This is a genomic window from Dongia sp., from assembly GCF_041905885.1.
GTDB lineage: Bacteria > Pseudomonadota > Alphaproteobacteria > Dongiales > Dongiaceae > Dongia.
The window spans coordinates 82,601-98,970 of record NZ_JAYRKD010000011.1 but is presented as its reverse complement, the minus strand read 5'-3'; the positions used below and the strand labels follow the sequence as shown (position 1 = coordinate 98,970).

General features: G+C 67.3%; 14 protein-coding genes. 4 read left to right on the top strand and 10 right to left on the bottom strand.

Annotation, left to right across the window (positions count from 1 at the left end; all coding sequences use genetic code 11):
- Positions 1-145: 145 nt before the first annotated feature.
- The 3 genes from ACH2CY_RS13360 to ACH2CY_RS13350 form a co-directional block, all read right to left on the bottom strand.
- Positions 146-2,065, bottom strand: a complete 1,920-nt coding sequence (locus tag ACH2CY_RS13360) for a TRAP transporter large permease subunit (RefSeq protein ID WP_395019752.1) — start codon at positions 2,063-2,065, stop codon at positions 146-148.
- Positions 2,062-2,631, bottom strand: coding sequence for a TRAP transporter small permease subunit (locus ACH2CY_RS13355; RefSeq protein WP_395019750.1), 570 nt, complete (start codon positions 2,629-2,631; stop codon positions 2,062-2,064). The genes ACH2CY_RS13360 and ACH2CY_RS13355 overlap by 4 nt, the downstream gene beginning before the upstream one ends.
- A 149-nt stretch (positions 2,632-2,780) precedes the next feature.
- Positions 2,781-3,914, bottom strand: coding sequence for a TRAP transporter substrate-binding protein (locus ACH2CY_RS13350; RefSeq protein ID WP_395019749.1), 1,134 nt, complete (start codon positions 3,912-3,914; stop codon positions 2,781-2,783).
- Positions 3,915-4,192: 278 nt separating this feature from the next.
- On the opposite strand from ACH2CY_RS13350, the gene ACH2CY_RS13345 reads away from it, so the two are divergent.
- The gene (locus ACH2CY_RS13345) at positions 4,193-6,022 is read left to right on the top strand and encodes a potassium/proton antiporter (RefSeq protein WP_395019748.1); all 1,830 of its coding nucleotides are present in this window, start codon (positions 4,193-4,195) and stop codon (positions 6,020-6,022) included.
- Here ACH2CY_RS13345 and ACH2CY_RS13340 read toward each other — a convergent pair.
- A complete protein-coding gene (locus tag ACH2CY_RS13340; RefSeq protein ID WP_395019747.1) occupies positions 5,988-7,265 on the bottom strand; it encodes a DUF2336 domain-containing protein in 1,278 nt (425 codons plus the stop codon). The two genes, ACH2CY_RS13345 and ACH2CY_RS13340, sit on opposite strands and share 35 nt — an antisense overlap.
- 165 nt (positions 7,266-7,430) lie before the next feature.
- Here ACH2CY_RS13340 and ACH2CY_RS13335 point away from each other — a divergent pair, with 165 nt between their 5' ends.
- From ACH2CY_RS13335 to dapE, 3 genes are read left to right on the top strand one after another with little or no spacing between them, the layout of a single operon-like run.
- On the top strand, positions 7,431-8,114 hold the full coding sequence (locus ACH2CY_RS13335; RefSeq protein WP_395019746.1) for a pyrimidine 5'-nucleotidase: 684 nt from the start codon (positions 7,431-7,433) through the stop codon (positions 8,112-8,114).
- Positions 8,115-8,117: 3 nt separating this feature from the next.
- Positions 8,118-8,972, top strand: a complete 855-nt coding sequence (gene dapD, locus ACH2CY_RS13330; RefSeq protein ID WP_395019745.1) for a 2,3,4,5-tetrahydropyridine-2,6-dicarboxylate N-succinyltransferase — start codon at positions 8,118-8,120, stop codon at positions 8,970-8,972.
- Between the two features lie 2 nt (positions 8,973-8,974).
- Positions 8,975-10,117 carry a succinyl-diaminopimelate desuccinylase gene (gene dapE, locus ACH2CY_RS13325; protein WP_395019744.1) on the top strand — a complete coding sequence of 381 codons (1,143 nt, stop codon included), beginning with the start codon at positions 8,975-8,977 and terminating at the stop codon, positions 10,115-10,117.
- On the opposite strand, the gene ACH2CY_RS13320 is transcribed toward dapE, so the two are convergent.
- The 6 genes from ACH2CY_RS13320 to ACH2CY_RS13295 all read right to left on the bottom strand — a co-directional run bounded on the left by ACH2CY_RS13320 (position 10,074) and on the right by ACH2CY_RS13295 (position 16,333).
- Positions 10,074-11,366 (bottom strand): AI-2E family transporter, encoded by a 1,293-nt coding sequence (locus ACH2CY_RS13320; RefSeq protein ID WP_395019743.1) that lies wholly within the window; start codon positions 11,364-11,366, stop codon positions 10,074-10,076. The two genes, dapE and ACH2CY_RS13320, sit on opposite strands and share 44 nt — an antisense overlap.
- Before the next feature lie 16 nt (positions 11,367-11,382).
- Positions 11,383-11,607 (bottom strand): hypothetical protein, encoded by a 225-nt coding sequence (locus ACH2CY_RS13315; protein ID WP_395019742.1) that lies wholly within the window; start codon positions 11,605-11,607, stop codon positions 11,383-11,385.
- Positions 11,608-11,631: 24 nt separating this feature from the next.
- Positions 11,632-12,747 (bottom strand): DNA topoisomerase IB, encoded by a 1,116-nt coding sequence (locus ACH2CY_RS13310; protein ID WP_395019741.1) that lies wholly within the window; start codon positions 12,745-12,747, stop codon positions 11,632-11,634.
- A gap of 91 nt (positions 12,748-12,838) precedes the next feature.
- A complete protein-coding gene (locus ACH2CY_RS13305) occupies positions 12,839-13,738 on the bottom strand; it encodes an ABC transporter permease (protein ID WP_395019740.1) in 900 nt (299 codons plus the stop codon).
- On the bottom strand, positions 13,731-14,813 hold the full coding sequence (locus ACH2CY_RS13300) for an ABC transporter permease (RefSeq protein ID WP_395019739.1): 1,083 nt from the start codon (positions 14,811-14,813) through the stop codon (positions 13,731-13,733). The genes ACH2CY_RS13305 and ACH2CY_RS13300 overlap by 8 nt, the downstream gene beginning before the upstream one ends.
- Complete coding sequence (locus ACH2CY_RS13295; protein ID WP_395019738.1) at positions 14,810-16,333, bottom strand: ABC transporter ATP-binding protein; 1,524 nt, start codon at positions 16,331-16,333, stop codon at positions 14,810-14,812. Before ACH2CY_RS13295 ends, ACH2CY_RS13300 begins: the two co-directional genes overlap by 4 nt.
- Positions 16,334-16,370 lie beyond the last annotated feature (37 nt).

Sequence of the window (16,370 nt, the reverse complement as noted above, 5' to 3'; positions counted from 1 at the left end):
GCGCGGCTGCAACCTACCCCCACCCCAGCCCGCCCCCGAATCGGGGGCGGGGGTTTATCGAGTTCTCTTTCGCCGCAGCTTCTTCATAAAGTCCCTCCCCCCGATACGGGGGAAGGCCAGGTGGGGGGTGCGTGGCGCCGCCGCCTCAATCATACAAAATATGCGGCAGCCACAGCCCGATCTCCGGCCAGACGTAGAGCAGGAACATCGCCAGAACCTGGATCAGCATGAAGGGCATCATGCCGGTGAAGATCTGGTTCAGGGTCACGTGCGGCGGCGAGACGCCCTTCAAGTAGAAGGCCGCCATCGCCACCGGCGGCGAGAGGAACGCCGTCTGCAGGTTGAGCGCTACCATCAGCCCGAAGAACAGCGGGTCGATCTCGAAGTGCTCCAACAACGGAATGAAGATCGGCATGAAGATGACGATGATCTCGGTCCATTCCAGCGGCCAGCCCAGGATGAAGATGATCACCTGGGAGAGCAGCATGAACTGGAGCGGCGTCATGTCCATGCCGAGCACCCAGCGCTCGATCAGCTCCTGGCCGCCCAGGAGCGCGAAGGCCGCCGAGAAGATCGCCGAACCGACGAACAGCCAGCAGACCATGGCCGAGGTCTTGGCGGTCAGGAACACTGATTCCGTCAGCACCCGACGATTGAGCTGCCGATAGAGCGCTGCCAGCAGCACGCCGCCCAGGCCACCGATCGCCGCGGCTTCCGTTGGGGTCGCGAAACCGAACACGATCGAGCCCAGCACCGCCAGGATCAGCACCGAGAGCGGCACGAAGCTCTGCAGCAGCATGCGGTAAACCTGGTAGCGCTGGAAATTGAGGATTGCGTAGAACACGACCAGGCCCAGCACGCCGACGCCAAGCACCCACCAGAACGCCGCCGGCGCCGGCGTGGCTTCGGCTGCAGCAACTGCCGGCGCTTCGCCGGCCGGTGCCGGGCTCGCCGGTGCGGCGGGCGGCTCACTAAGACCACCGGATTCCTGCGGCGGTTCGGCGAGACCGCCTTCTTCCATCGGCGGCTCCTCCAATCCGCCGGTCATCGGCGGCTCTTCCAGCCCGCCGCTCTCGAAGCTGCCGGACTCTTCTGTGCCGATCTCATGCAGCCCGTTGTCGGCGGCTTCGACCGGCGCGGTGACGCCGCGATAGACCAGGCCCATCAGCAGCGCGAAGGTCGCGAGCGGCATGATCATCAGCGCCACTTCGCCGAAGGCGCGCGGGCGCGAGACCGCGCTGCGGCCGAAGGCCGAGGCGAGCAAAGCCATCGGCGCCCAGGGCCGGCGCTGCTCGCCGGAGATCGCCGCGAGCACGGGCGAGAGCTTCACCTCCCGCTCCGCCTGGGGCAGCGGCGGAGCGAGGCTGGGCTTCAGCCAGGAGAGGATGATCACCGCGCCGATATAGAGCCCGGTCAGCATCAGCCCGGGGAAGAAGGCGCCGGCATAGAGCTGCACCACCGAGACGCCGGCGGTGGCGCCATAGACGATCAGCAACACCGAAGGTGGGATCAGGATGCCGAGGCAGCCGCCGGCGGTGATGACACCGGCCGAGAGGCGGATGTCGTAGCGCGACTTCAGCATCGCCGGGAAGGCAAGCAGCCCCATCAGGGTCACCACCGCGCCGACGATGCCGGTGGCGGTGGCGAAGATCGCGCAGGTGACCAGGGTCGCGACCGCGAGGCTGCCCGGCAGCCAGGCGGTGGCAAGATGCAGGCTGCGAAACAGCTTCTCGATCAGGTTGGCGCGTTCGACCAGATAGCCCATGAAGACGAAGAGCGGCACCGAGATCAGCACGTCGTTGGTCATCACGCCGTAGGTCCGCTGCACCATCAGGTCCAGCGCCAGCTCGGTGTTGAAATCGAAGGCGAACCAGGTGAACAGCATCCCCATGCCCATCAGGGTGAAGGCGGTGGGGAAGCCCAGCATGATGGTGACGACGACCAGCGCCAGCATCAGCAGGCCGAGATGGCCGCGGGTCATCTCGGAGGGCGCCGGCAGGATGTAGGCCGTGCCGGCCAGGATGATCGCCATCAGGATGAGGCCGAACCAGAGCTCCTTTCTCACGGCTTCGGCCCACCCGTTGCCGCGCCGTCCCCATGGGGCTGATCGGGGGTCACATATTTGTCGAGCGCCGCGATGTCCTTGTCGCTGACATGGACCATCTCTTTGAGCTTATCGACATCGACCTCCTCGACGTCGGTGGAGCGGCGCGGCCATTTGCCGGTCTGCAGGCAGCGGATGCAGCGCACGATCTCGACCAGGCCCTGCAGCAGCAGCAGCGCGCCGGCGATCGGGATCACGAACTTGAACGGCCAGACCGGCGGCCCGTCCGCCGAGATCGAGGAATGCTCGTTGATCGCCAGCGATTCCGCGGCGAAGAACCAGCCGGCCCAGACCATCGCCACGATGCCGGGGATGAAGAAGACGATGTAGAGGATGAGATCGATCGAGGCCTGGAGCCTTGCGGGGAAGAAGCCGTAGAGCACGTCGCCGCGCACATGCCCGCTGTGCGCCAGCGTGTAGGCGCCCGCCATCATGAACAGCAGGCCGTAAAACATGGCCGAGACGTCGAACACCCAGGCATGCGGCGCATGGAGCGCGTAGCGGGAGAACACCTCGTAGCTGATCATCAGGGTGAGCGCGACGATCGCCCAGGCGCAGGCACGCCCGGACCAGGTGCTGAGCCCATCGATGAAATCGAGCGCCTTACCCAGCAGCCGTCCCCTCGGTCAATCCCGGGTCCGGTCTCGCGCCGGACCCGGGGTCTCGGTCCCCGCCGTCAGCCTTCGGCAAAGAAGTGGTTATACGCCATGCGCATGCTGACCAGCGTGTCGCCTTGCCACTTGCCGGCGCGTTGCGCATAGGCCTTCTGGGATTCCAGGACCTTCTTGAACATCGCGTTCTCGCCCGACTTCTTCTCGATGATCTTGCTCCAGGCATCGAGCTGGGCCTTCAAGACCGCATCCGGCGTCTTGTAGAACTTGATGCCGTCGGCCTTCAGCGCCTCGTAGTCCTTGGAATAGCGATCAATCGCCTTCCAGGACATGTCGGCCGAGGACGCGCTTGCCGCCTGGGTGATGATCGCGCGCAGGTCTTCCGGCAGGGCGTCGTATTTCGCCTTGTTGAACAGGATCTCGAACTGCTCCGAGCATTGGTGGAAGCTCTGCAGCATGCAAATCTTCGAGACGTCCGGGAAGCCCAGCACCTTGTCCGACGAGGCGTTGTTGAACTCGGCGGCGTCGAGCAGGCCACGGTCCATCGCCGGCACGATCTCGGCGCCCGGCAGCGCGTTCACCGCCGCGCCCAGGGCCGTGAAAATGTCGATCGAGAGGCCGACGGTGCGGAACTTCAGGCCTTGCAGGTCCTCGGCCTTGGCGACCGGCTTCTTGAACCAGCCCAAGGGCTGGGTCGGCATCGGCCCGTAGAGGAACGAGACCACGTTCATGTTGAGGTTGGAGTAGATCTCCTGCTGCAGCTCCTTGCCGCCGCCGTAGTAGTGCCAGGAGAGCAGCATGTTGGGATCCATGCCGAAGGCCGGCCCCGAGCCCCAGAGCGCGAGGGCGTTTTCCTTGCCGTACCAGTAGGCGACGACGCCGTGGCCGCCGTCGAGCGTGCCCTTGTTGACGGCATCCAGCAGGTCGAAGGCCTTCACCACCGAGCCGGAAGGCAGCACTTCGATCTTCAGCCGCCCGCCGGACATGCTGTTGACCTTGGCGGCGAAGTCCTGGGCGTATTCGTGGAAGATGTCCTTGGCCGGCCAGGTGCTCTGCCACTTCATGCTGATCGGATCCTGCGCCCGCGCCACCTGCGGCGCGGCCAGCGCGGCGGCGCCGCCGATGCCCGCCGTGGCGGCGTTGCGCAGGAATTTGCGACGTGACGGATCTGATGGACGCTTGGTTTCGCGCTTCTTCATGCTTTCCCTCCCAGTGCTGGCTGATTGTTAGATGCGTTCACTCCCGACTGAAGACATGTTCCTGACATCAGACACTAAATCAGCGCAGCCATGCGGTCGAGGGCAATCCTCCGGCCGCTCCCTCCAACCTAGGTAGTAAGCGCTCCACCAATTCCCGGATTGGGCGAAACGCGCCGGCCCTACGTGGGCCGCGCGCGAAAACACGCGCCGCATCTTCCCTTGCGACACCGGCCCCGGTCTGCCATTCACGGATGCCAGGGGGTGATCCGGCAGGGGCCATGGAACTCGTCAATCAGTTCATTTTCATCGGCGCCTTGCTGATCCTGCTGAGCATTCTCGCGGGCATGGTCTCGTCGCGCCTGGGCGCGCCCTTGCTGCTGGTCTTCCTGCTGCTCGGCATGTTGGCCGGCGAGGACGGCGTGCTCGGCATCGCCTTCGCCGACTACCGCTCCACCTTCGCGGTCGGGTCGATCGCGCTCGCCATCATCCTGTTCGAAGGCGGGCTCCGCACCCCGCGCGACGTGGTCCGGCTGGTATTCTGGCCGGCCTTCAGCCTGGCCACCCTGGGCGTGCTGCTCTCGGCCTTCGCCATCGCCGGGCTGGCGCATCTCTTCATGGGCCTCTCGCCGCTGGAAGGGGTGCTCCTGGGCTCGGTGCTGGCCTCGACCGATGCCGCGGCGGTCTTCATGCTCCTCCACGGCAAGGGCGCGGCGGTCAATGCCCGGGTCGGCGGCACGCTCGAGCTGGAATCCGGCATGAACGACCCCATGGCCGTGTTCCTGACCCTGGTCTGCGTCCAGCTGCTGCTGAACCCGGCACTCTCCCCCGGCTGGTACGCGCTGGAGGAACTGGCGATCGGCTTCATCGGCGGCGGCTTGATCGGTCTGGCGGGCGGCTTCGCGCTGCGCTGGCTGGTCGAGCGCCTGAACCTCACCGCCGCGCTCTACCCGATCCTGATCGTGGCCGGGGCGCTGCTGATCTTCGGCGGCGCCAACCTGGTCCATGCCAGCGGCTTCCTCGCGGTCTATATCGCCGGCATGGTGCTGGCCCGCGCGCCCTACCGCGCGCAGCAGGTGATCGCCCGTTTCCTGGACGGACTGGCCTGGCTGTCGCAGATCGCCATGTTCCTGCTGCTGGGCCTGCTGGTGACGCCGTCGCGGCTGCTCGCCGACCTGCCCTACGGCATCGCCATCGCGCTCGCCATGATCCTGATCGCCCGGCCGGGCTCGGTGGCGATCGCGCTCCTGCCCTTCCGCTTCAGCTGGCCGGAGCGGGGCTTCATTGCCTGGGTCGGCTTGCGCGGCGCGGTGCCGATCTTCCTGGCCTCGATCCCGATCCTGGCCGGCGTGCCCGACGCCCAGCGCTATTTCAACATCGCCTTTGTCGTGGTCCTGGTCTCCCTGCTGGTCCAGGGCTGGACGGTGCAGCGCGCCGCGCGTTTCCTGGGCTTGACCGTGCCGGAGGACGATGCCGGCCATGACCCGCTGGACCTCGGCCTCGGCCCGAAGGCGGAGCGCGAGCTGGCCGGCTTCCGCGTGAAGCCCGGCGCCCGGGCGCTGCGCCACAGCTACGGCACGCTCGGGCTGCCGGGCAATGCCCAGGTCCTGGCCGCGATCCGCGAGGAGAAGCCGGTCGAGGACTTCCGCGACGCGAAGCCTGAGGTCGGCGACTATGTGATCGCCATCCTGCCGCCGGTCGAGATCGCCGCCGCCCAGCGCCTGTTCGCCGAGCACAAGCTGGCCGAGGTCGAGCCCGAGGGCTTCGGCGAGTTCATGCTGTCCGGCGACGGCGCGGTGGACGAGCTCGCGGTGGTCTACGGCCTCGATCTCGGCGCGCACCGCAGCGGCGAGACCCTGGCCGACTTCATGCACGAGCGCCTCGGCAAGATCGCCGTGGTCGGCGACCGGGTGCGCCTGGGCGAGGTCGAGCTGGTGGTGCGCTCGATTCGCGAAGGCCGGGTCCGCACCGTCGGCCTGGAGCTCGAGGATCAGCGCGAGAAACTGCCGGCGCGCAAGGCGGCGCGGCGGTTGCGGCGGCGGGTGGCGGTCTGGTCGGTCAGGACCTTCCGGTCGATCAGGCCAAAGCGCGGCGGGCGCGCGGACGCTTAGCCGCATCGGCCGGGGCCAGGGAAAGCTCCAGCTGCCATTCCATGTCGGAATCGCTCAGCGGATAGCCGCCGTCCTTCGGCTGCAGCAGCTGGTCGGCGGCGATGCCGCCGGGGCCGGACTGCAGGGCCACCGCCAGATCCATCGAATAGCCTGCCTTCCAGGCCAGCGCGGTGATCGCCTTGGCGCTCACCGAGGCCAGGATCCGCCGCACCACCGGGAGCGCGAGCCCGCTGTCGCGGGCGACCGCGGCGCGGACCGCCGGGAACTGCTCGCCCGCGATTGCGGCTTCGATCGCCGCTTCGCCGACCGGCGGGTCGATCACGTCTTCATCGGCTTCGTCCGCTGCGGCGAGCGTCGACGCGACTTCGGCCGCGGGTTCCGTGGCTTCCTCGGCCGGGCGCTGCGCCTCCTCAGTGACGATCGCCGCCACGGTTTCGGGATCGGCGTCCTTGCGCTTCTTCAGCACGCCGAGCAGCGCCTTGGAGACGAAGGCGGCGAGCCGCCGCATCATGCCGCCGGAAAGCTTCGGCCGCTCGACCAGCGGACCGTGCCAGGCGCCGAAGCCCGGGGCCACGTCGAGGATCCGCTCCATCGTCGCGGGATCGATCTCGGCATTGTGGTTCTTCAAGAGCTCGGTCACCGCCAGCACGCCGTCGGGCGCGGACAGGGCGGTCGAGACCAGCGCATCGGCCAGCGGCGTGCCGAGGCGGCGGCGCCGGGCGATCGCCTCGAGCGCGCCCTGGATCGGCTTCGAGCGGATGATCTCGATAAGCTCGGCGTCGGTCAGCAGCGGCGAGGATTCCAGGATCGGGCCGGCGACCCGGATCTCGGCGTCGCGGGCGAGTTTCTGGATCACCTCCAGCGGCGCGTCCTTGGTGTGGCGGAGGGATTCGGCGATCACCTGGCGGATTCGGGCGGTCCGGTCGGCGGCGAGGATCCCGATCACTTCCAGGGTGAGCTCGCGGATATGCGCCCGCTCCTCGCCGGAGAGGTTCGGCGCCAGGCGGCCGATCTTATGCGCCAGGCGCTCGCGCACGCCGACGTCCTGGTCCTTGGCCAGCACCAGGTCCGCCTGGCGCGGGGTGGCGCTGTTCGCGGCGATGCCGGCGCGGACCGCAGGCTCGGTGTCCTCGGCCAGGAAATAGAGGATCTCCGGCTGGACGTCGGACCGCTCGGCAAGACGCCGCCGCGTCTCCGGGTCGGCATCCGCCGCCAAGGTCCGGGCTTTGCTGTAGTCGATCATCAAGTCTCACGCCTGGCGGAATAATAACGGGTTGGGACCAGTTTCCCGCAATCCCCTTAACGTCGCGTTAGCACTACCCGCCCTGGCCGAATTGTGCCGTTGCGCCCCGGCCGACCCACCCGTAATGTCCCCGGCCACCTTGGTTTTTCTCGAGAATCCGGGACCATGCCGCAGGTCGATCTCTCTCATGTCGAGTTTTGGATATTCGACCTCGACAACACCCTCTACCCTGCCCAGTGCCGGCTGTTCGACCAGGTCGAGCGGCGAATTGGCCTTTATATTGAGCAGTTGCTGGATCTCGACCGGGAGGCCGCGCGCGCCTTGCAGAAGCAGTATTTCCGGGAGCACACCACGACCTTGAAGGGCCTGATGGTGAACCACGGGGTCGATCCCGGGCATTTCCTGGATTTCGTGCATCGGATCGACGTCAGCGGCGTCGCCGCCGACACCGCGCTCGACCGTGCGCTCGATGCCCTGCCGGGCAAGAAGCTGATCTATACCAACGGCTCGGTTGCCCATGCCCAGAACGTCATGGAGAAGGTCGGCATCACCCGCCACTTCCCCGAGATCTTCGACATCGCCGCCGGCAATTACGACCCGAAGCCGAGTGCCGCGAGCTTCGACCGGCTGATCGAGACCTTTGGCATCGCGCCGGAGCGCGCCGCCTTTCTCGACGACATGCCGCGCAATTTGAAACCCGCCGCCGATCTCGGCATGACGACAGTGCTGATCTCGACCCACAGCGAATGGGCGCAGCCGGCCGGCGACGAGGACTACATCCACCACACCACCGACAAGCTGGCCGACTGGCTGGCCGCCCTCAACACCACAAAGAAGACGGGAAGCTGAAGCATGGATATCGGGGGATTGCAGGCGGCGGTCGACGCCGGCTGGGAAAACCGCACCAAGATCAACGTCCAGACCAAGGGCGAGACGCGCGACGCGGTCGAGACCGCGCTCGAGCTCCTGGACCGCGGCGCGGTGCGCGTGGCCGAGAAGAGGGACGGCAAGTGGGAGACCCACCAGTGGCTGAAGAAGGCCGTGCTGCTCTCCTTCCGCCTCAATGACTCCGAGCTCATTCCCGGCGGCGGCGAGTATCCCGATGGCCGCTCCGCCTGGTTCGACAAGGTGCCGTCGAAATTCGCCGGCTGGGGCCAGAACCGCTTCCAAGAGGCCGGCTTCCGCGCGGTGCCGAACTGCGTCGTCCGCAAGAGCGCCTATATCGCCCCCGGCGTCGTGCTGATGCCGAGCTTCGTCAACGTCGGCGCCTATGTGGATTCCGGCACCATGGTCGACACCTGGGTGACGATCGGCTCCTGCGCCCAGATCGGGAAGAACTGCCACATCTCCGGCGGCGTCGGCATCGGCGGCGTGCTGGAGCCGCTGCAGGCCGGGCCGGTCATCATCGGCGACAACTGCTTCGTCGGCGCGCGCTCGGAAGTGGTCGAGGGCGTGGTGGTCGAGGACGGCGCGGTGATCTCCATGGGCGTCTTCATCGGCCAGACCACCAAGATCATCGACCGCGCCACCGGCGAGGTCTTCTACGGCCGGGTGCCGGCCTATTCGGTCGTGGTCTCCGGCTCGCTGCCGGGCAAGCCGCTGCCGAACGGCGAGCCGGGCCCCAGCCTCTACTGCGCGGTGATCGTGAAGCGGGTCGATGAGAAGACCCGCTCCAAGACCTCGATCAACGAACTCCTGCGCGACTGAGCATGATCGACCCGGTCGCCCTCGCCGCCGAGCTGATCCGCCGCCCGAGCGTGACCCCGCAGGATGCGGGCGCGCTGGGCGTGCTGGAGACCGCGCTGAAGCCGCTCGGCTTCGAATGCCACCGGCTGAAATTCGACGACCCCGCCGGCCCGCCGGTCGAGAACCTGTTCGCCAAGAAGGCGATCGGCAGCGGCAGGCATTTCTGCTTTGCCGGCCATACCGACGTCGTGCCGCCGGGGCCGCGCGAGAACTGGGCGCAAGATCCCTTCTCCGGCACGGTCGCCGACGGCCGGCTCTATGGCCGAGGTGCCGCCGACATGAAGGGCGCCATCGCCGCCTTCGCCGCCGCGAGCGACCGCTTCCTGGCGAAGCGCGAATTCGGTTTCGAGGGCGCGATCTCGCTGCTGATCACCGGCGACGAAGAGGGTGTCGCGGTCAACGGCACCAAGCCGGTGCTGGAATGGATGCAGAAGAAGGGCGAGAAGCTTGATGCCTGCCTGGTCGGCGAGCCGACCAACCCGACCGTGCTGGGCGAGATGGCGAAGATCGGCCGGCGCGGCAGCCTGACCGGCCGGCTCAGCGTCTACGGCACCCAGGGCCATGTCGCCTATCCGCACCTCGCCGAGAACGCGGTGCATCGTATGGCCCGGATCATCGCGCTGCTGACCGAGCCCCTGGACAAGGGCACCGAGCATTTCCCGGCCTCGAGCCTGCAATTCACCACCGTCGATGTCGGCAACCCGACCACCAACGTGATTCCGGCCGAAGCGCGCGCGACCTTCAACATCCGCTTCAACGACACCTGGAACCCGAAGAGCCTGGAGACCGAGATCCGCCAGCGCCTGGCCCTGGGCGGCGCGCGCTATGAGCTCAAGGTCGAATGCTCGGGCGGCGCCTTCTTGACCCCGCCGGGGCCCCTCGCCGAGATCCTCTCCAACGCGGTGCAGGAGATTACCGGCCGCAAGCCGGAACTCTCCACCACCGGCGGCACCTCGGACGCGCGTTTCATCAAGGATTTCTGCCCGGTGATCGAGTTCGGCCTGACCGGCGAGACCATGCACAAGATCGACGAGAACGTGCCGGTCGCCGATATCGAGAAGCTCAGTCGGGTTTATGAACGGGTGCTGGAGCGCTTCTTCGCGTGAGCCGCGCCACGTAGCGCGCCGCCGCCCCCTCCTCCTCGCCCTCCAGGAAGTGGCCGAAGGCCATCAGCGGCTTGATCCGGTCGCTGATGATCTTGACGATCGCCAGCATCGGCACCGCCAGAACCGCACCCGGCACGCCCCACATCCAGTACCAGAACACGATCGAGACGATCACGGCGACCGGGTTCATGGTGAAGCGCCGCGCCAGCAAGGCGGGCGTCACCAGCTCGCCCTCGATCAGGTGGATCAGCAGGTAGAGACCGGCCGGCAGCAGCGCCAGCCCGAGTGTCGGGAAATGCATGAAGCCGGCCAGGATCAGCAGGCCCATGCCGGTGATCGGGCCGATGATCGGCACGAAATTGAGGATGAAGCCGAGCGCGCCCCAGAGCACCGGGTCACCCACGCCGCAGAGCCAGACCGCCAGCCCGACGGCGACACCGACGATCGCGTTCATGCTGATGATGGTGAGCAGGTAGACCGAGATGTCGGACTCGACCTGCTGCGAGATCTCGACCGCACGGCGCTTATGCTCGAAATTCGGCAGGATCTCGACGCCACGCCGCAGGAAGGTGTCGCCCGAGAGCATCAGGAAGAAAAGGATGATGCCGGTGGTGAGCAGGCCCTCGATCGCCGCGCGCGTGCCGCTGAAGATGAAGCCGAAGACGCCGATCTTCTCGATCGCGACCGGGTTCTCGCCGTTGCCGCCGCCGGCCACCTCTTGCGCCTTGGTGAGAAAGGCCTGGAAGTCGCTGATCGGTCCCTGGAGGAAGCGCAGCCGCTCTTCCAGCCGCGGCAGGCCCTGGGTGATCGCCTCCCCCAGCGAAGCCGCCGGCATCGACAGCAGGAAGCCGAGCGCGACCAGCACCGCGGCGAGCACCAGCATCGCGGCCAGAGCACCGACGGCCCGCGGCAGGTTCCACCGCCCCATCACCCGGACCAGCGGCTGCAGCATCATCTTCAGCACGACGGCCATGACGAAGGGCACGATGACCGCCTGGGCGAAATAGCAGGCCACCAGAACCGCCAGCGCGAACAGCCCGCCGAGATAGATCGTCTTCGGATCGGTCGGCAGCGGCTTCTCGGCATTGGCTAAAGCCTCCGCCGTCGATTCCGGCTTCTTCTCCTCCGGCTCCTCGGGCTTGCACTCGGCCGGCAGGTTCACCGGCGCGCTGCGCGGCCCCTCGGCATCGGGAGAAGGCTCGCCGAGCGGAATCGGGCTGGATGGAAGCGTGGCCGCGCTTTGGGCCATGGCCGGGGCCGCCGGATCAGGCGCGGCGGCGGCGCGACATGAAGACCAGCGCGCCGCCGGCGATCACTGCGATGACACCGGCGATGTCGGGTACGCGGACCGAATGCTCCTTCTCGGCGGTGGCGACGATCGGGCCGACCTCCAGCACCTTCTCCTCGGTGGTGTAGCTGAAGCGCGGGACCACCAGTCCGGCGATGCCGAGCACGATCAGAAGGACGCCGACGATGGCGAGCGGTTTCATGAGAGCCTCCAGTTTCAATAATGCCTACGCCGCTTTGCGCGGCGCGAGCGATGCCTTGAGCTTGTCGTTGAGGGACAATTTCAGCCGCCGCTCCAGCAGCGCGAGCACGGCTGCCTCCTCGGGCTTCAATCCCTGCAGCTTGCGGGAGAGCTCGTGGTGGATCTTGTCCTTGATGTTGATGGCGAGATCGCCGGCCAGGTAGCCGTTGATGATCTCGGGATGGATGTAGCATTTGCGGCAGATGGTGACGGTGTTGCCGAGCCGGGTCGCGACGCTCTCGATCGCCGCTTTGAGGTTCCGCTTGGCCTTGGCCTGGCTGTCGATCTCGCTGAACTCCTGCAAGGCGACCGCCGCCAGCACCGTGCCCGCCCAGGTGCGGAAATCCTTCGCCGTGATGTCCTGGCCGGTGGCCTCGCGCAGATATGCATTCACGTCCGACGAGGTGACGCCCTGCCGGTTGCCGTCGGCGTCGAGATACTGGAACAGCTGCTGGCCCGGCAGCTCCTGGCAGGCGCGCACGATCCGGGCGACGCGCCGGTCGTTGACCTGCAGCCGCCAGGTCTTGCCGCTCTTGCCGAGAAACTGGAATCGGATCGCCGAGCCCTCGATCTTCACATGCGGCACGCGCAGGGTGGTCAAGCCGTAGCTCTTGTTCTGCTTGGCATACTCGCCGTTGCCGACGCGGATCAGCGTCGTCTCCAGCAGATGCACGATGGTGGCGAGCACGCATTCGCGGCTGAGGTCCTTGCGCGCCATATGCTGCGCCACGGTCGCGCGGATCTTCGGCAGCACGGCGGCGAAGTCGAGCATATGCTCGTACTTGCCGTCCTCGCGGATGGCGCGGAAATCGGGGTGATAGCGGTATTGCTTACGACCTTTGGCGTCGCGGCCGGTCGCCTGGATGTGACCCTCCGCCTGCTGGCAGATCCAGACCTCGGTCCAGGCCGGCGGCACCGCCAGGGCCCGGATCCGCTTCAGGGTCTTTGGATCCTTGACCGGCTTGCCGTCGGCGTCGAGATAGCGAAAGCCCTTGCCGACGCCCTTGCGGCGGATGCCCGGCTGCTCGTCGCTGGCATAGCGCAGCCCGGCGGACTTCGCCGCCTGCCGCGCTTCGACCACCAGGGGAGAGGACCCGTCCATGGGGGAAGCAAACCGCCGCCCCGATGAAGGTTCCCCACCGATTCGGAGGGAAGTTCCAGACTTTCAGCGAACGCAGGCGCTTAATCGGCCTTCAGCGCTCTTCCTTGCGGAAGGGAATGAGCAGGGCGGCCGGCGCATGGGCGTTGCGCGAGACCAGGGCCATGGCGAGGATTGTCATCACGAAGGGCAGCATCAGGAAGACCTCGTAGGGGATCTGCAGCACGTTATGCGCCTGCAAACGTAGCTGCAAAGCCTCGATCATGGCGAACAGCACGACACCGCCGGCGCAGCGCCAGGGCATCCATTGTCCGAACACCACCAGCGCGATGCAGACCCAGCCCCGGCCCGAGATCACGCCGAAGGTGAAGGCGTTGAACTGCGAGAGCGTGAGGAAGGCACCACCCACCCCCATCAGCGCGCCGCTGATCACCAGGGCCTGGATCCGCATCGACCAGACGCTCACCCCGGCGGTATCCGCCGCCCGCGGATTCTCGCCGACCGTCCGGAGATTAAGCCCCCAGCGCGTCTTATGCAGCGCCCACCAGGTCACCGGCACCGAAAGGAGAGCGAGATAGGTGAGCGCCGTCTGGCCGAACAGCACCGGCTGGAAGGCGGTGACGCTGGGCGGGATCGCCGGCTGGCCGAAGATCATGCGGTAGAAGAAGAAGGCGAGGCCGCTTGCCAGCAAGGTGGTGCCGATGCCGGAGACATGCTGGCTCACCCCCAGCACCACGGTGAGGAGCGCCATCAGCAACCCGACCAGCGCCCCGGTCGCCAGCGCCACCACCACGCCGAGCCAGAGGCTGCCGCTGAAATAGGCCGCGGTGAATCCGGTCATCGCGCCCAGCAGCATCGTGCCCTCGATGCCGAGGTTGAGCACGCCGGAGCGTTCGGCATAGAGCTCGCCCATGGTGGCGAACAGCAGCGGCGTCGCGATCCGGAGCAAGGCCGCGAGGAAGCCGAGGTCGAGGATGGCGCCGAAACTATCCATGCGCCACTTCCACCGTTGACCCTGGGCGCGTGATGCGCAGGCGGTAGAGCGTGAACAGCCGTCCCGCCACCATGGTGAGCAGGGCAACGCCCTGGATCACGTCGGCGAGATAGACCGGGACCCCGGTCTCCCGCGACATCGCATCGGCGCCGTTCATGATGATGGCGAAGAACAAGGCGGCCGGGATCACGCCCAGCGGCTTCAGGTCGGCGAGAGTCGCAATCACGATCCCCGCATAGCCGTAGCCCGAGGAGACATCCGACACGACCTGGTAGCGGATACCGCCGACCTCGCCCGCCCCGGCGAGTCCCGCCAGCGCGCCGGAGATCGCCGCAGCAGTCAGCATCACGCCGCCGACCGAGAAGCCGGCATAGGCGGCGGCTTGCGGGTTGGCCCCGACCACCTTGATGGCGAAGCCGGTGGTCGTGCGCTCCATCAGCCACCAGACGATGATGACGGCGATGATCGAGACCGCGACGCCCATATGCAAGGTGTCGCCGGCCAGGATGGGGAACTGCGCCGCCTCGCGGATCACCGGCGAATTGGGATAATTGCTGACCGGGTCCTTCCACGGCCCCTCGAGCAGGGCCATCAAGCCATAGAGCATGATCGAGTTGGCGAGCAGGGTGGTGACTACGTCATCGACCTTGAGCCGCACCTTGAGCAGGGCCGGGATCAGCGCCCAGAGCGCGCCGGCCGCCATCGCGCCCAACAGCATCGCCGGGATCAGGGTCCATTCCGGCAGGAATTCGCGCTGGCCGATGAAGGCCGCAGCCATGGCGCCGGCGATCAGCTGGCCCTCGGCGCCGATGTTCCAGAACTTCGCCCGGAAGGCCACCGCGACCGCCAGCCCAGTCCAGATCAGCGGCGAGGCCTTCACCAGGGTGTCCTGCACGTCGTAGAGCGTCTGAAACGTCGAGAGGAAGAGGAAGGAATAGGCCTCGAGCACCGGCGCACCGGCCATCGCCACCAGCAGGCTGCAGATCAGCAGCGCCAGCACCACCGCGCCGATCGGCAGAGCGATCTGCATCCAGACCGGCGTTTCGGTGCGGCGTTCGAGACGGACGCGGATCATGGTCTCTCCTCCCCGACGCCTTCCGCGACACCAGCCATCAGCAAGCCGACGCGCTCGACCGTCGCCGCCTCGATCGGCAGCTCGGCCATCACCCTGCCGGCATAGAGCACCGCGATCCGGTCGGAGAGCGCGAACAGCTCCTCCAGGTCCTCGCTGATCAGCAGCACCGCGCCGTTCCGGGCGCGGAGATCCAGCAGCTGGCGGTGCACGAACTCGGTCGCGCCGATGTCGATGCCGCGGGTCGGCTGCGCCGCCACCAGCAGCTTCGGTTGCATCGCCAGCTCGCGTGCGAGCAGCGCCTTCTGCAGATTGCCGCCGGAAAGCGTGCCGGTGCGCGCCTCGGGGCCGGAGGTGCGGATGTCGAAGCCCTGGATCTGGCTGGCGGCGAAGCGGCGGATCGCACCGCGATCGAGCATGCCGCCGCGGCTGAAGGGGGCCCGGGTGATCCAGGGCAAAGCCATGCTCTCCTCCAGCGGCAGGCTGGAGATCATGCCGGTGCTCAAGCGGTCTTCGGGAACGCGGCCGACCTTCAGCGCCTGCATCCGCCGCGGGCTCGGATCCAGCACCAGCTCGCCGCCGACCGCGATCGTGCCGGAGGCCGGCGGCAGCACGCCGGCAATGAGGTCGGCCAGCTCGCGCTGCCCGTTGCCGGAGACGCCGGCGATGCCGAGGATTTCGCCGGCGCGGACCTCCAAGGTCACGTCCTTCAGAGCGACCCGCCCCTTGCCGCCGGTCGTCACATGCGCGAGCTCCAGAAGGGCGGGGCCGGGCATCGCCTTGGGCTTCTGCGGCGGGTCGAGCTCACGTCCGCACATGAGGCGCGCAAGCTCGGCCTTCGACAATGTACCGTCGTTCTCCCGTTCGGCCACCAGCGCACCGTGGCGCATCACCGCTATCTTGTTGGTGAGCTCCAGCACCTCGCCCAGCTTATGCGAGATGAAGATGACGCCGATGCCCTTGGTTGTCATCGCCTTCAAGGCGCGGAACAAGCCCTGTGCCTCGCGCGGCGTCAGGGTTGCGGTCGGCTCGTCGAGGATGAGGATGCGCGCGCCGCGGATCAGCGCCTTGGCGATCTCGACCCGCTGCTGCTCGCCGATCGACAGCCGCGCCACCGGGGTGTTGGGATCGAGATGAAGATGGAAATCCCGGTCCAGAGTCTCCAGCTCGGCGATCACCTTGCGCTTGGTGAGCGCGCCGGAGCGTCCCGGCCGCCCGACCAGCAGGTTCTCCAGCACCGTATGCTTCGGCACCAGGTGGAAATGCTGGTGCACCATGCCGATGCCGAGCTGCAGCGCATCGGCGGAATCCGCGATCGCGACTTGCCGGCCGTCGACCGCGATTGTGCCGGCATCGGCCGCATAGGTGCCGAACAGGATATTCATCAGGGTGGTCTTGCCGGCGCCGTTCTCGCCGAGCAGGCCGAGGATATCGCCCGCGGCCAGGGCGAGATCGACGCCGCGGCAAGCCGCCACCGCGCCGAAACTCTTGGAAATGCCGCGCATCGCGAGGAGAGGCGTCAAGCGACACCCATGAGAGTCCCCTCCCCCGAGATCGGGG